Origin of the sequence: Flavobacterium gyeonganense (genome assembly GCF_029625295.1) — a bacterium.
Taxonomy (GTDB): domain Bacteria; phylum Bacteroidota; class Bacteroidia; order Flavobacteriales; family Flavobacteriaceae; genus Flavobacterium; species Flavobacterium gyeonganense.
Map to the genome: position 1 here is coordinate 637,331 of NZ_CP121112.1, position 15,178 is coordinate 652,508.

At 34.5% G+C, this 15,178-nt stretch carries 12 protein-coding genes, 1 tRNA gene and 2 pseudogenes; 9 read left to right on the forward strand and 6 right to left on the reverse strand.

The features are described 5' to 3' along the window. Window positions 1-69: 69 nt before the first annotated feature. Both P5P89_RS02590 and P5P89_RS02595 read right to left on the reverse strand, forming a co-directional pair. Window positions 70-186: transfer RNA gene (locus P5P89_RS02590), tRNA-OTHER, on the reverse strand. A 171-nt stretch (window positions 187-357) separates the two neighbouring features. Further along, window positions 358-741, reverse strand: coding sequence for a hypothetical protein (locus tag P5P89_RS02595; RefSeq protein WP_278010613.1), 384 nt, complete (start codon window positions 739-741; stop codon window positions 358-360). A 94-nt stretch (window positions 742-835) separates the two neighbouring features. Here P5P89_RS02595 and P5P89_RS02600 point away from each other — a divergent pair, with 94 nt between their 5' ends. The 7 genes and pseudogenes from P5P89_RS02600 (at window position 836) to P5P89_RS02630 (ending at window position 9,547) form a co-directional block, all read left to right on the forward strand. Further along, the gene (locus tag P5P89_RS02600; RefSeq protein ID WP_278010614.1) at window positions 836-1,450 is read left to right on the forward strand and encodes an HD domain-containing protein; all 615 of its coding nucleotides are present in this window, start codon (window positions 836-838) and stop codon (window positions 1,448-1,450) included. 264 nt (window positions 1,451-1,714) lie between these two features. Then, window positions 1,715-2,743, forward strand: coding sequence for a helix-turn-helix transcriptional regulator (locus P5P89_RS02605; RefSeq protein WP_278010615.1), 1,029 nt, complete (start codon window positions 1,715-1,717; stop codon window positions 2,741-2,743). A 225-nt stretch (window positions 2,744-2,968) separates the two neighbouring features. After that, window positions 2,969-3,453: pseudogene (locus tag P5P89_RS02610) on the forward strand (MarR family winged helix-turn-helix transcriptional regulator). Window positions 3,454-3,499: 46 nt separating this feature from the next. Then, the gene (locus P5P89_RS02615; RefSeq protein WP_278010616.1) at window positions 3,500-5,890 is read left to right on the forward strand and encodes a 3-hydroxyacyl-CoA dehydrogenase/enoyl-CoA hydratase family protein; all 2,391 of its coding nucleotides are present in this window, start codon (window positions 3,500-3,502) and stop codon (window positions 5,888-5,890) included. A gap of 30 nt (window positions 5,891-5,920) precedes the next feature. Beyond that, window positions 5,921-6,301 carry a four helix bundle protein gene (locus P5P89_RS02620; protein ID WP_057120870.1) on the forward strand — a complete coding sequence of 127 codons (381 nt, stop codon included), beginning with the start codon at window positions 5,921-5,923 and terminating at the stop codon, window positions 6,299-6,301. A gap of 32 nt (window positions 6,302-6,333) precedes the next feature. Next, window positions 6,334-7,515: a thiolase family protein gene (locus tag P5P89_RS02625; protein WP_012026720.1), complete on the forward strand. Its 1,182-nt coding sequence runs from the start codon at window positions 6,334-6,336 to the stop codon at window positions 7,513-7,515. A 226-nt stretch (window positions 7,516-7,741) separates the two neighbouring features. Further along, window positions 7,742-9,547, forward strand: a complete 1,806-nt coding sequence (locus tag P5P89_RS02630) for an acyl-CoA dehydrogenase family protein (RefSeq protein ID WP_278010617.1) — start codon at window positions 7,742-7,744, stop codon at window positions 9,545-9,547. A 104-nt stretch (window positions 9,548-9,651) separates the two neighbouring features. Here the strand turns inward: P5P89_RS02630 and P5P89_RS02640 are convergent. After that, window positions 9,652-10,175 (reverse strand): annotated as a pseudogene (locus P5P89_RS02640) (DUF4251 domain-containing protein). 29 nt (window positions 10,176-10,204) lie between these two features. Further along, the gene (locus P5P89_RS02645; protein ID WP_278010619.1) at window positions 10,205-10,636 is read right to left on the reverse strand and encodes an META domain-containing protein; all 432 of its coding nucleotides are present in this window, start codon (window positions 10,634-10,636) and stop codon (window positions 10,205-10,207) included. 204 nt (window positions 10,637-10,840) lie between these two features. On the opposite strand from P5P89_RS02645, the gene P5P89_RS02650 reads away from it, so the two are divergent. After that, window positions 10,841-11,368: a superoxide dismutase family protein gene (locus P5P89_RS02650; RefSeq protein ID WP_223682662.1), complete on the forward strand. Its 528-nt coding sequence runs from the start codon at window positions 10,841-10,843 to the stop codon at window positions 11,366-11,368. A 120-nt stretch (window positions 11,369-11,488) separates the two neighbouring features. After that, window positions 11,489-12,691 (forward strand): LETM1-related biofilm-associated protein, encoded by a 1,203-nt coding sequence (locus tag P5P89_RS02655; RefSeq protein ID WP_278010620.1) that lies wholly within the window; start codon window positions 11,489-11,491, stop codon window positions 12,689-12,691. A gap of 39 nt (window positions 12,692-12,730) precedes the next feature. Here the strand turns inward: P5P89_RS02655 and can are convergent, their stop codons facing one another. Beyond that, window positions 12,731-13,366 (reverse strand): carbonate dehydratase, encoded by a 636-nt coding sequence (can, locus tag P5P89_RS02660; RefSeq protein ID WP_269236992.1) that lies wholly within the window; start codon window positions 13,364-13,366, stop codon window positions 12,731-12,733. A gap of 93 nt (window positions 13,367-13,459) precedes the next feature. Then, the gene (locus P5P89_RS02665; protein WP_278010621.1) at window positions 13,460-15,109 is read right to left on the reverse strand and encodes a SulP family inorganic anion transporter; all 1,650 of its coding nucleotides are present in this window, start codon (window positions 15,107-15,109) and stop codon (window positions 13,460-13,462) included. Window positions 15,110-15,178: the final 69 nt, after the last annotated feature.

The following is a 15,178-nucleotide window of genomic DNA, read 5'->3' on the forward strand; positions in this document are numbered from 1 at the left end:
AATGCCAACTTCCTCTCGGAAGATGGGGAATTAACCTGTAAGAAGTAAGTTTTAATTGACCATTAATAGTGAAGCAGATGGGATTCGAACCCACGACCCGGACATTAAAAGTGTACGAAGTAAGTTTGGATTGACCCTTTAAGGATAATTTCAAAACTACCTGCTCTACCGCTGAGCTACTGCTTCCTTATTATAATGAATAAAAAGGTAATGGTATAAGTATGTACATTGGAAAGTGTTTTCGAAGTAACTCAAACTTGACCTGTTTTATTCTTTATTTTATTTCTATGAACGTTTGTTTTTTATTTCTGAACAAAGATTTCAAAACTAGTACGCGGTTATTTTGCGTAGTAAGAATTATAATTTTAATTCTTTAAAAATATTATCCCCAATCTTTTCTTTTATAACCACTTTATCATTATTAAATTCTATACAATCATCTGTCCAGCAATCAGAAAATTCTGTTGCAACTTCATGACCATTAAAACACAATTTATTCATACCGTCCAAGCCAGAGCTTCCACAACATCCCTGAAATCTTTTCATATCTGGATGATCTTTTAATTTATAATTATCTATAGGAACAATGATGGAATTTTTGAGAGATGCTTCTTGAGATCGAATAAAGAAATGATTTTCGGGCATTATACCAAAATCGTATTCCCATATGTCATTAGATTCTACTAACTCATCAGTCAATTCAATTTCACATTCTTTACAATAAATTTTAATAGTTCTCATAACTGTTTCGTTTTGACATGACAAAGATTTCAAAGCCACTACGCAATTATTTTGCGCAGTAAAAAAAGAATTTTAAATTTGAGTAAAAAACAAGATGAATTTAGAGAAAATATATTCTGATTTACTCTCCAATATTGGCTTTTCAGCAAATGAAATTCAGCAAAACTGGTTGGATTTAGAAAAAGCATATTCCAAGAAATCAAGGCATTATCATAATCTCACGCATTTAAAAGAAATGATAGAGGTTTTTGAAACGTATCGCGCTAAACTTCAAAACCCAGACAAAATATTATTTTCTATTTTTTATCATGATTTTGTTTATTCGGCTTCCAAAAAAGATAACGAACTCAAAAGTGCTGAGTATGCTTTGTCGATTTTACCTGAAAATGTCAATCTAAATAAACAATTAGTTTTTGATGCCATCTGCGCAACACAACAGCATCAGCAAAACGCAATTGAAGATATAAACTGGTTAATCGATTTTGATTTGAAAATTCTGGCTAAAGACTGGGATGATTATAAAATCTATTTTGAACAAATTCGAAAAGAATATCGCATTTACCCTGATTTTCTATACAAACCCGGACGCGCCAAAGCGTTGAAACATTTTCTGGAGAATGAATTTATTTTTCAAACCGAAGAATTCAGAGGTTTATATGAAGAAAAAGCGAGGAAAAATATTGAAAAGGAGATTTTACTGCTAACTTGAATTGATAAATTTATAATCTCTCAAGATACTGAAAGGCATTTTTTCTCGCAGATCTGGCAGATTTAGCAGATTTTAAATGTCTTTATCTGTAGATTAAATAGTCGATGAGTTATATAAAAAAGCAAGAACCAATTATTGAAAAGGAAATTTCTTTATTAACGTAAACGCGTGAGGGATGGGAACGGCATCCTTTTGTGGCGGGGTTCGCCACAAAAGATATAGTGGACAGCCCGACCCGGAGGGACACGCCCAAAAAACGAAAATATGTCACAAAACAAAAACGCCTTAATTCGGTACAAGACGATCGATAAATGTCTGCAGAATAAATACAGGCAATGGACCTTGGAGGATTTAATCGAATGTTGTTCACAGGCTTTGGAAGAATATGAAGGCCGCCAAATTCCGATTAGCAAAAGAACAATTCAAATGGATATTCAGCTGATGCGAAGTGAAAAATTGGGTTATAATGCGCCAATCGTGGTTTACGATAAAAAGTATTATAAATATGAAGATGAAGATTTTTCGATAACCGATATTCCGCTGACAGAAACGGATATGAATGTCTTGACTGAAACGGTTTCGATGCTGAAACAATTTAAAGATTTCTCTTTGTTTAATGACGTATCGGATATTTTACAGCGACTGGAGGATAAAATCTATGCTGAAAAGTCGCATACCAAACCAGTAATTTATCTGGATAAGAATGAAAAACTCAAAGGTCTTCATTATTTAGATGAAATATATCAGGCGATTATCAAGAAAATGGTTTTGATTATTACCTATAAATCTTTTAAATCGCGAGACGAAACAAAATTTCACTTTCATCCTTTCATTTTGAAGGAATTTAATAACCGTTGGTTTTTGGTTGGAAAGAAGAAAAAATCACAGCCCATTACGAATCTGGCACTGGACAGAATTATTTCGATTGATTATGACTTTAATCTTCCTTATTTAGAAGAAGATTTTGATGCCGAATTATATTATAAAAATGTAATTGGCGTTACTGTCAATTCAGGCTTACAGCCCAGACGGATCGAACTTTGGATTGATGCTGAAAATGCGCCCTATGTTCTGACCAAACCCTTACATCAAACCCAAAGGGTGATTCAGGAAAATGAGGATAAAAGTATTATTGTGCATCTTTTTGTTATTCCGAATTACGAAATGGAACGTTTATTATTGGGATTTGGCTGCGGAATTGAAATTCTCAGGCCCGAAGGTTTCAGAAAACGAATGAAGGAAATACTTCAAAAAGCATTTGCCAGATATGATGAACAAAATCCAACTGAATAAAACGGGATTTCTCAAAAGGTAAATTAAATGCTTCATTTTATTGTAACAATAATTATTCCGATTATAAACTCATTAATACTAAAAAAAGAGTAGTATATTTCAATTAAAAAGAATCCCTTAAACCCCACAAATTCAAAAGTATTTACTAATTAACCTAAAATTTATGAAAAAATAATATGCACGCATAGTATTTTTTCATTATATTTGAAATCGATATAGTTATTTATGAAAGATAAAACGATAGATTATATTTTAAGAGCAACATGGCAGGCTGTATCCAGAATGTATAATGAAGAGGCTGCAAAATACGATGCTACAATGGCAACCGGATTTGCTCTGTTAAGTATTGACAAGGAAGAAGGAACTCCGTCGACCGCTTTAGGTCCGAGGATGGGAATGGAAGCCACAAGTCTGACCAGAACTTTAAAATCTATGGAAGACAAAGGTTTGATTGTTCGCAAAAAAATCCAAGCGACGGAAGAGGTGTATTAATCTACCTAACTGAATTTGGAAAAGAAAAAAGAGAATTATCTAAAAATACAGTTCTGAAGTTTAATGAAACGGTTAGAAAACATGTTTCAGATGAGAAGCTTCAGCATTTTATAGAAGTTTCGGAAATCATCAACGAATTGATTCAGGACAAAAACATATTTAATCACACGAGCGCCAGCGAACTGGCGAAGCAAACAGGAAAGACAGAAAATGAATAACCTTAATTATTGAGGAAATTCAAAATAAAAAAACAAAATATCAAATATGAAACGCACAATTAAAAAAGTCGCTGTAATTGGATCCGGAATTATGGGTTCAGGAATAGCTTGTCATTTTGCCAACATTGGTGTTGAAGTTTTACTGCTTGACATCGTTCCCCGCGAGTTGACAGAAGCTGAAACTAAAAAAGGATTAACGCTTGAAAGTAAAGTTGTTCGCAACCGTGTGGTAAACGAGCATCTGGCGAATTCATTAAAATCGAAACCCTCTCCTATTTACAGTCAAAAATTCGCAAGCCGAATCACAACTGGAAATACAACAGATGATATGGCAAAAATTGCTAATGTTGACTGGATTATCGAAGTTGTTGTAGAGCGTTTAGACATCAAAAAATTGGTTTTTGAACAAATCGAGAAATTCCGTAAACCGGGAACTTTAGTTACTTCTAATACTTCTGGTATTCCAATTCATTTTATGAGCGAAGGAAGAAGCGAAGATTTTCAACAACACTTCTGCGGCACTCACTTTTTTAACCCTGCGCGTTACTTAAAATTATTTGAAATTATTCCTGGTCCAAAAACCTCAACTGAAGTATTGGATTTCTTAAACGAATACGGATCTAAATTCTTAGGAAAAACTTCGGTTGTTGCTAAAGATACTCCGGCGTTTATTGGAAACAGAATTGGTATTTACGGAATCCAAAGTTTATTCCACTTGGTAAAAGAAATGGGATTAACGATTGAAGAAGTTGATAAATTGACAGGACCAGTAATTGGTCGTCCAAAATCGGCTACTTTCCGTACAGTTGACGTTGTTGGTTTAGATACTTTGGTACACGTTGCCAACGGTATTTATGAAAACTGCCCAACAGACGAACAACACGAATTGTTCAAACTTCCTGATTTCATCAATAAAATGATGGAAAATAATTGGTTAGGAAGCAAAACCGGACAAGGTTTCTACAAAAAAGTAGACAAAGATATTCTTTCTTTAGACTTAGATACATTAGAATACCGTGCTGCAAAAAAAGCAAATTTTGCAACTTTAGAATTAACTAAAACTATTGACAAACCAATCAATCGTTTTAAAGTTTTAGTAAAAGGAACAGACAAAGCGGGAGAATTCTACCGTAAGAGTTTTGCTGGAATGTTTGCTTATGTGTCAAACAGAATTCCTGAAATCTCAGACGAATTATACAAAATTGATGATGCCATGAAAGCTGGTTTTGGATGGGAAAATGGTCCATTCGAAATCTGGGATGCCATTGGTGTTGCCAAAGGAATTGAAATCATGAAAGCGGAAGGTTTAGAGCCAGCTGCATGGGTTACTGAAATGTTAGCTTCTGGAAGCGACAGTTTCTATACTGTAAAAGAAGGAGCGACTTATTTCTATAACATTCCGACAAAATCACAAGTAAAAGTTCCTGGACAAGATTCATTCATTATTCTGAACAACATTCGCGAAAGCAAAAAAGTTTGGAGCAATAGCGGTGCAATCATTCAGGATTTAGGAGACGGAATTTTGAACTTAGAATTCCAATCTAAAATGAATACAATTGGTGGCGATGTACTTCAGGCTATCAATAAAGCAATTGACTTATCAGAAAAAGAATATCAAGGTTTAGTTATTGGTAACCAAGCAGCAAATTTCTCTGTTGGAGCTAATATCGGAATGATTTTCATGATGGCGGTTGAACAGGAATATGACGAATTGAACATGGCGATTAAATTGTTCCAAGATACCATGATGCGTGTTCGTTATTCTTCAATTCCAGTTGTGGTTGCGCCTCACGGAATGACTTTTGGCGGTGGATGCGAAATGAGTTTACACGCTGATAAAGTAGTTGCTGCTGCAGAAACGTATATGGGATTAGTTGAATTTGGTGTTGGAGTTATCCCTGGTGGTGGTGGTTCTAAAGAAATGACTTTAAGAGCTTCAGATTTATTCCGCAAAAATGATGTGGAATTAAACGTTCTTCAAGAGTATTTCTTAACAATCGCAATGGCAAAAGTATCAACTTCTGGTTATGAAGCTTTTGACACAGGACTTTTGCAACACGGAAAAGATGTTATTGTAGTAAACAAAGATCGCCAGATCGCTGAAGCTAAAAAACATGCATTATTATTAGCTGAAGCTGGTTATACACAGCCAATCAGAAGAAATGATATTAAAGTTCTAGGAAAACAAGCTTTGGGTATGTTCTTAGTTGGAACAGATCAAATGCAAGCTGGAAAATACATTTCTGAGCACGATAAAAAAATCGCAAACAAACTTGCTTACGTAATGGCTGGTGGTGATTTATCTGAAGCAACTTTAGTATCTGAACAATATTTATTAGATATCGAACGTGAAGCTTTCTTGAGTTTATGTACAGAACGCAAGACGTTAGAAAGAATCCAGTACATGTTGACTAAAGGGAAACCTTTAAGAAACTAGTATCAAGTAATAAGAATTAAGTATTAAGAAATGCATCAGTTTGAAAAATTAAAGATTTGGCAAAAAGCAATGGATATTGCGGTTCATGTTTATGAAATCTCTGCATTGCTGCCAAATGATGAAAAATTCAATTTAATTCATCAAATTAAAAAATGCGCTGTTTCTATTCCTTCAAACATCGCTGAAGGTTCTGGAAGAAATTCCGACAAAGAATTCATGCACTTTTTAGGAATTGCAAATGGCTCAACATTCGAATTGATAACACAATTAATACTTGCAAAAAGGCTTAAACTTGTTAGTGAAGATTTAATTCAACCAACTATTAATCAATTAGTAGAGGTTTCAAATATGAATTTTTCTTTTCAACGATCATTAAAAGATAAAATCAACAAAACAATTGGAAAATCTTAATACTTAATTCTCCAATCTTAATACAATCATTTATGAAAACAGCATATATAGTAAAAGCATATAGAACAGCAGTTGGAAAAGCTCCAAAAGGTGTTTTTAGATTTAAAAGACCTGATGAATTAGCAGCTGAAACCATTCAGTTTATGATGGACGAACTGCCTAATTTTGACAAAAAACGTATCGATGACGTTATGGTAGGAAATGCCATGCCGGAAGCTGAGCAAGGACTTAACGTTGGACGTTTAATCTCTCTTATGGGATTAAAAGTTGAAGATGTTCCTGGTGTAACGGTTAACCGTTACTGTGCTTCTGGATTAGAAACTATCGGAATGGCGACTGCTAAAATCCAGTCAGGAATGGCAGATTGCATCATTGCAGGTGGTGCAGAAAGTATGAGTTATATTCCGATGGGAGGTTACAAACCAACTCCGGATTATAAAGTTGCGGCTGCAGGTCACGAAGATTACTACTGGGGAATGGGTTTAACTGCTGAAGCAGTGGCAAACCAATACAAAATTTCTAGAGAAGATCAGGATGAGTTTGCTTATAACTCTCACATGAAAGCATTAAAAGCGCAAGCAGAAGGAAAATTCGACAAACAAATCGTTCCAATTACTGTTGAGCAGACTTTCATCAACGAAAATGGTAAAAAAGAAACAAAATCATACGTTGTAAATAAAGACGAAGGTCCAAGAGCAGGAACTTCTAAAGAAGCTTTAGCAGGTTTAAAACCAGTTTTTGCTGCTGACGGAAGTGTAACTGCTGGTAACTCTTCTCAAATGAGCGACGGTGCTGCATTCGTTTTAATTATGAGCGAAGAAATGGTAAAAGAATTAAACCTTGAGCCAATTGCACGTTTGGTAAACTTTGCTTCTTCTGGTGTTGAGCCAAGAATTATGGGTATAGGTCCTGTAAAAGCAATTCCGAAAGCCTTGAAACAAGCGGGATTAACATTAAACGATATCGAATTAATCGAATTAAATGAGGCTTTTGCTTCACAAGCTTTAGCAGTAACTCGCGAATTAAACATAAATCCAGAAATCGTAAACGTAAACGGTGGAGCAATCGCTTTAGGTCACCCTCTGGGATGTACAGGAGCTAAACTTTCTGTTCAGTTATTCGACGAAATGAAACGCAGAGGAAACAAATACGGAATCGTTTCGATGTGTGTGGGGACTGGGCAAGGAAGCGCTGGAATCTACGAGGTATTATAAAAAGTATTATTAAGTAAAGTATACGTTCAGTTTGTCATTTCGAGGAACGAGAAATCGCAATAGTAATTCGACAAAGTAACCATCTAGTTTGTCATTCCGAGGAACGAGGAATCTCCGCGACAATTTTCTGCAAAGTTTGTCAATCGTTGTAGAGCTACTTGCGGAGATTTCTCCTTCGTCGAAATGACAAGATTGAGCAAAAACAAAATATAAAAAAAACATAATCATGGCAGATACAATCCAAAAAAACGTGACTCGTGGTGGTCAGTTTTTAGTTAAAGAAACAAAATGCGAGGACATCTTCACACCAGAAGATTTCTCTGAAGAGCAGTTAATGATGCGTGACTCTGTAAAAGAGTTCGTTGACAAAGAATTATGGGCGCATAAAGATCGTTTTGAGAAAAAAGATTACGCGTATACAGAATCATCTATGCGTAAAGCTGGTGAACTAGGACTTCTTGGAGTAGCAGTTCCAGAAGAATACGGCGGATTAGGAATGGGATTTGTTTCTACAATGTTGGTTTGTGACTACATTTCTGGAGCAACAGGTTCATTCTCAACTGCTTTTGGCGCGCATACAGGAATTGGAACTATGCCAATTACACTTTATGGTACTGAAGAACAAAAGAAAAAATACGTTCCGAAATTAGCTTCTGGAGAATGGTTTGGAGCTTATTGCTTAACTGAACCAGGCGCAGGATCTGATGCGAACTCAGGAAAAACAAAAGCTGTTTTATCTGAAGACGGAACTCATTATTTAATTACAGGTCAAAAAATGTGGATTTCGAATGCAGGTTTCTGCAGCGTTTTCATCGTTTTTGCTCGTATTGGTGATGATAAAAATATTACAGGTTTCATCGTAGAAAACGATCCTTCAAACGGAATTTCTATGAATGAAGAAGAACATAAATTAGGAATCCGTGCTTCTTCTACTCGTCAGGTTTTCTTCAACGAAACAAAAGTTCCAGTTGAAAACATGTTATCTGAAAGAGGAAACGGTTTCAAAATTGCAATGAACGCGTTAAACGTTGGTCGTATTAAACTGGCTGCTGCTTGTTTAGATGCTCAAAGAAGAGTAACAACCGGAGCTGTAAAATATGCTAACGAAAGAATTCAGTTCAATACATCTATTTCATCTTTTGGAGCTATTCGTTCTAAATTAGCTGAAATGGCAACTAATGCTTACGCAGGAGAAAGTGCTTCTTACCGTGCTGCAAAAGACATCGAAGACAGAATCGCTGCTCGTGAAGCAGAAGGAACAAGTCATCAGGAAGCAGAATTGAAAGGTGTTGAAGAATATGCTATCGAGTGTTCTATCTTGAAAGTAGCCGTTTCTGAGGACGTTCAAAACTGTGCTGACGAAGGAATCCAGATTTTTGGTGGAATGGGATTCTCTGAAGATACTCCAATGGAAAGTGCCTGGAGAGATGCTCGTATCGCTCGTATCTACGAAGGTACAAATGAAATCAACAGAATGCTTTCTGTGGGTATGTTGATCAAAAAAGCAATGAAAGGACACGTTGATTTACTTGGACCAGCAATGAAAGTTCAAGAAGAATTAATGGGAATTCCATCGTTTGATACACCAGACTTCTCTGAATTATTTGCTGAAGAAAAAGTGATCGTAGCTAACTTGAAAAAAGTTTTCTTAATGGTTGCCGGAAGCGCTGTTCAAAAATACGGTCCTGATTTAGATTCTCATCAACAGTTATTAATGGCCGCTGCTGATATCTTAATCGAAATCTACATGGCTGAGAGTACAATCTTGAGAACTGAGAAATTAGCTAAATCTCAAGGCGAAGATAAAGTTCAGGAGCAAATCGCTATGGCAAAATTATACTTGTACAAAGCTGTAGATATTGTAAACTTGAGAGGAAAAGAAGGAATCGCTTCTTTCTCTGAAGGTGATGAACAACGTATGATGTTAATGGGACTTAAACGTTTTACAAAATACACTAATCTTCCAAACGTAGTAGCATTGAGAGAAAAAATCGCAGAAAAATTAGTTGCAGAAAATTCATACTGCTTCTAGTTTAAAATACTTTTTAGGTTTTAATTTGTTAAAGCCGCATTTGTCCCGAAACAAATGCGGCTTTCTAAATTTACATACAGAAATAAAGTACTTGCTACAGGGATTTATTTTTTAACTTCCTCTAATTTTGGCGTATCAATTTCTCCATCATAAGAAATTGACGCCCTATTATTGCTATTAACTGAAAGAGATGCCCCCCCATCTAAGAAAACAGTAAAAAAAAGATTGTAGAAATCATCTTTGCCTTTTACAGTTGCCTTTATATTATATGACTTTTTCTTTTTTTAATCACAATATTTTCAGGAACTCCTTCGAATTTTATTCCGCCATCACCTCCTCCGTATGGCACATTAAATCCACGCCCAAAAAAGGGCAGATCGCAGGTTGTTTTGGCTTCATTAAATTTCAAAAAATAACGATCGTAATCTAAATTTAAAAGTCTTCCGCCTTGTGGCATAACTTTTTGTGCTTCAAAAACAAAATTCTTTGAATTCATTAGAGATTCAATTTCTTTTTGTTTCTGTAGTTGCCTTTCAGCCTTAAGATCTTTTCTTGATTTTCTCTGTGCTGATCCGGGAATGGTTAAAAAGGACAATATTACTACTAATGCAAATAGTTTAGTTTTCATAAATTATATATTAATAGTTTAAATATTTTTTACTTTTTTGTAAATCGCATCGTTGCAATATTACCAGAAATAAGATTTAAAGTTTTTCCATCATCAGTAATACTATAGGAAGTTACTTTTGACAAAGTGTTCATAAAAACCTGTTCACCCTGCCCGTCCAGACACATCATTTTTGTTGATACCATCGGCTGTGTAAAATCAATCTTATTTTCTGTTGCTACAAGTTTTCCAATATAGGAATTACAACTATTATTACCAGAAACCATTTTTTCTTTTGTATTGAAGTTTATTGTCGGTTTTTTATTTGGATATAAACCATCAAATGCAATTCGTGGCCCGGATATGTAATTAAGTTCCCAGTTGCCTTCTAATTTAGAAATAGTATTCTTATTGCATTTAAAAATATTACATGAAATTAAAAGGAAACTAAATAAAACAAGGGTAGAAACGTTCTTCATCATAAATTTTAAGTTTTTAATATATTCCAGATATAATTATATTTTTTTATTAAAAAACATATCTAAATTAAGGATTTTTTTGAGCATTATATCAAAAAACAAACTTAAATTACATTGAATAGTTTTAGTTTTTTTTAACGTTAGGTCCTAAAGAATATCAACTGTTTTATGTTAAATTTACTTAATGTATAATTTAAAAACTCACTCATGAAAAAAATAATTGTTTCCTTCGCAATAATTACAGCCTTAATTATTGGTTGTAAGACTAGTACAAAATCAAACGATGCAAAAACTTTAACTGTCAATTTAGAACCAAAAAGCAATAGTACAGTTACAGGAACTGCTACTTTTACAGAAAAGAATGGCAAAGTAACTTTTACAGCAAAAATAGCCGGTTTACAGCCAGGTGTTCATGCTATACACATTCATGAAAAATCGGATTGTTCTGCTGCTGACGGAAGTTCTGCAGGCGGTCACTGGAATCCAACTTTTAAAAAACATGGAAAATGGGGAGTTGGTGAATACCATAAAGGAGATATTGGCAATTTTACTGCAGATGCAAACGGCAATGGCACTATCACTTTGACAACAGACGAATGGGCTATTGGAGGTGATGACGAAACTAAAAATATCTTAGGGAAGGGACTAATCGTGCATCAGGGAGCGGATGATTTTACAACTCAGCCTACAGGAAATGCAGGAGGCAGGGTTGCTTGTGCCGGAATCATCAAATAATATAAAAACATAATACATATGATAACCACTATTTTCTAAAAAATCTAGTGGTTATTTTTATTTAAAATATAATCTTCACATAAGAAAAAGATATAGATTTGTATCCTCAAATTCAACTTAATGATTAACCCATCGGCACCAGGCTGGATAGATAAGTTTTTTAATGAACAAAAGTTTTCAGAAGCAATTCCTTTTGAAACAGCTGACTCGTTTTACTACAAGGTCAGGGAAACCGGTTTCATTTACGGTCACATCATTTCTATCGATAGCCAGGTTCCTATTACAATAAAAGGCTGGTTTAAAACCGAAATTTCAAAAACTGCTTTATTAAACACTTTATATCATGTTTTCTGCTTAGAAAAAAGAAATTCTGAACCAGCTAACTTCCTATCAGAAGTTTTGAAATTTTATAAAGAAATGAATCCGGAAGGGTTCAGTTTATTTAAAATGCTGCTTCCAAAAGATACGCCTGCACTTTCACTGGAAAACATAATTGATCAAAGGGTACAAACCAATGACAGCATCATCAGTAAAAACTTCTCACATTTAGTAACTAATGCGCTTTTGTTTATTGATGTACTTGCTTTTAGGAAATATTTAGAACAAGGAGAAATCCCGGAAAAATATCTCAAAAGAATTGAAGAAACTGTTTTAGGAATTGTAGGTTTAGCATTAAAAACCAAGACCGTAAAATCACAGTACGACGATTTATTAATTAAACTTTTTGAAGGTTCTATACGATATTCTAAATTCTCAAAAGTAACCGTAGATACTTTAGAAACTTTAAATCTTGATTATTTCAAAAACAAACTGGAACAATATTATTTAATAGATATGGCCGGAATGGCTTTATGGAGTGACGGTGTTGTTGAGAATGAAGAAGCATACTTTTTATATTCATTAGGATCCATGATGAATGTATCAGATGAATTTGTAACTAATAGCATTAAAACTACTAATGCATTTATAACAACCCATAAAAGCAAAATACCATATTTCAATTATTCGAATCCGGTAAAGCATTTCTATGATCAGATGACGCATATGGTCGTAAAACTGATTATTAGAAACAAAAACAGGTTAGTCAAGGAAATCGTTCAAAGCAAAGAATTAATGATTCTTTTGGCCTATTCTACAACAAGGGATTTAGATGCCAAAGAAAAGAAAAAGGTAAAAAAACAGCTTTTAGACATCTGCAAGACGATTCCATCACTTACGATCTTTTTACTTCCCGGGGGCAGTTTGCTATTACCTATTTTAATAAAATTTATTCCTACAATGCTGCCGTCAGCTTTTAATGAAAATCTGGACGAAAATGAATAAAAAATCGCCTAATTGGCGATTTTTTATTCAGCTTTAAGATTATAAATCGAGCTGGTAAACCTGATCCAGTTCTTCATTTGAACTGATTGTTACATTCAAATCTGTTACAAAACCTGAATTCAAGCCATAAACCCAGCCATGAACCATCAAATCCTGGCCATTTTTCCATGCTCCCTGAACGATAGAAGTTTTAGCTAAGTTATAAACCTGCTCTTTGGCATTTATTTCTACAAATGCATTAAAACGTTCATCTTCATCTTCAATAGAATTCAGGTACTTGTCATGTAATCGGTATTCATCTTTAATGTGACGAAGCCAGTTATCTATGATACCTACAGACTGGTTACCCATTGCTGCTTTTACACCACCGCATCCATAATGTCCACAAACGATAATATGTTTAATTTTCAAAACATTTACCGCATAATCCAGAACACTCAGCATATTCATATCAGAATGCACTACCATATTAGCAATGTTTCTGTGTACAAAAACTTCACCTGGTTTTGCTCCAACAATTTCGTTTGCAGGAACACGACTGTCGGAACATCCAATCCATAACAATGGCGGCTGCTGCCCTTTAGCTAAATCAGCAAAATAGTTAGGGTCTTTTGCTAATGAAGTTTCAACCCACTTTTTATTATTTTCTAATAGCTGTTTATAAAACTCTCTCATCTTTTTATTTGTTTGAATGGTATTTCTATGTAAAGTTACCTGATTTTTAAAGGTTTTCAAGTCATAGAACCATTTAAATTTATTTTATTTGTTTTAAAAATCTTCTTTTACTTCTTGTTTTTTAACCAATGCCCTTTTAGCCACATCATAGTAATGTTCAATAGAAACATGGTTATTATTTTCAGGCGTATTCTCTAACTCATAAGCTTCTTTAAAGCCTTTAAGCTTCACTTTAATATTTTCGTCAATAGCACGGGTTTCCTTAAACTCACGAATCAAATCAAGTACATCATGCGCAATATACTCTGTATCATGGGCATTAATTATTACTTTAGAATTTTCCGGAATATCATTTAGAGTCTGTTTTATAGCAGCTTTATTCAAAAAGGAAACTTCCTGAGCTAAATCGATGTGAATAATATCGCCATCTTCATATTCTTCTTTTTTGAAGTTGTATGCTCTCTTCAGGTTTCCTCTTAATACAAAGATGATACTAATTATAATTCCCAACGCAACACCTTTCAGCAAATCTGTAGCGACAACAAAGACTAATGTTGCTATAAAAGGGATAAACTGGTATTTTCCTTTTTCCCAGAAATGCATGAAAGTTGCCGGTTTTGCTAATTTATATCCAACCAAAATCAGGACAGTTGCCAAAGTAGCCAATGGAATTTTATTTAATACTACCGGAATTGACAGTACACTGATTAATAAAAGAACTCCATGAATTATAGTTGACATTTTAGATTTAGCACCAGCATTGTTGTTTGCAGATGACCTGACCACTACTGATGTCATTGGCAAACCTCCTAAAAGTGCGCTCGCCATATTTCCTAATCCCTGCGCTTTAAGCTCGACATTTGTATTTGTATATCGTTTCTGAACATCCATCCTGTCTGAAGCTTCAATACACAATAATGTCTCAATAGAAGCAACTATAGCAATTGTAATACCTACAACCCAAACTTGTGGATTTGTTACGGCTGCAAAATTTGGCGTAATAATAATCGATTTAAAGTCCTCAAAAGATTTTGGAACTGGCAACGAAACTAAATGTTCTTTTCCAATAGCAAGTGAACTTCCTGAAGATGTAAAAAATTCATTCAGAACAACTCCTAAAATTACAGCTACCAGAGCTCCTGGAACTAATTTTAATCTTTTTAAAAAAGGAACTTTGTCCCATGAAATCAAGATAACCAATGATATCAGTGAGATTACTACGGCTCCTAATTGAATATGATTAATTACGTCAAATAAAAATGAAAAAGAATTACTTCCGTCATTTTGAACAAAAGCCTGATCACCCTCAAAATCAGCATCATAACCAAAAGCGTGTGGAATTTGTTTCAGGATTATAATAATTCCGATACCTGCCAGCATCCCTTCGATTACGTTAGTCGGAAAATAATTCGAAATACTACCTGCCTTTAAAAACCCTAATGCTAACTGAATTACACCCGCTATAAAAACAGAAAGTAAAAACACATCAAAAGCACCAAAATCAGTAATAGCCGTTAATACAATTGCTGTCAGTCCTGCTGCAGGTCCGGAAACGCTGATATGTGACTGGCTTAAATAACCTACTACGATTCCGCCAATAACACCTGCAATAATTCCTGAAAATAAAGGTGCACCCGAAGCCATTGCTATACCTAAACACAATGGAAGAGCCACCAGAAAAACCACTAAACCTGAAGCGAAGTCAGATTTGAGGTTGGCAAAAAGATTAATTTTTTTTGTCATGATATAATACTAAAATAATGTATAAAAAATCTACTGCATTTATATAAATACAGTTGGTTCAAAATAATC

Coding starts and splice junctions, on each gene's coding strand:
- P5P89_RS02645 (WP_278010619.1), bottom strand. CDS start 10,636: ATGATGAAGAACGTTTCTACCCTTGTTTTATTTAGTTTCCTTTTAATT.
- P5P89_RS02655 (WP_278010620.1), top strand. CDS start 11,489: ATGATTAACCCATCGGCACCAGGCTGGATAGATAAGTTTTTTAATGAA.
- P5P89_RS02600 (WP_278010614.1), top strand. CDS start 836: ATGAATTTAGAGAAAATATATTCTGATTTACTCTCCAATATTGGCTTT.
- P5P89_RS02650 (WP_223682662.1), top strand. CDS start 10,841: ATGAAAAAAATAATTGTTTCCTTCGCAATAATTACAGCCTTAATTATT.
- P5P89_RS02625 (WP_012026720.1), top strand. CDS start 6,334: ATGAAAACAGCATATATAGTAAAAGCATATAGAACAGCAGTTGGAAAA.
- P5P89_RS02605 (WP_278010615.1), top strand. CDS start 1,715: ATGTCACAAAACAAAAACGCCTTAATTCGGTACAAGACGATCGATAAA.
- P5P89_RS02595 (WP_278010613.1), bottom strand. CDS start 741: ATGAGAACTATTAAAATTTATTGTAAAGAATGTGAAATTGAATTGACT.
- P5P89_RS02630 (WP_278010617.1), top strand. CDS start 7,742: ATGGCAGATACAATCCAAAAAAACGTGACTCGTGGTGGTCAGTTTTTA.
- can (WP_269236992.1), bottom strand. CDS start 13,366: ATGAGAGAGTTTTATAAACAGCTATTAGAAAATAATAAAAAGTGGGTT.
- P5P89_RS02665 (WP_278010621.1), bottom strand. CDS start 15,109: ATGACAAAAAAAATTAATCTTTTTGCCAACCTCAAATCTGACTTCGCT.
- P5P89_RS02615 (WP_278010616.1), top strand. CDS start 3,500: ATGAAACGCACAATTAAAAAAGTCGCTGTAATTGGATCCGGAATTATG.
- P5P89_RS02620 (WP_057120870.1), top strand. CDS start 5,921: ATGCATCAGTTTGAAAAATTAAAGATTTGGCAAAAAGCAATGGATATT.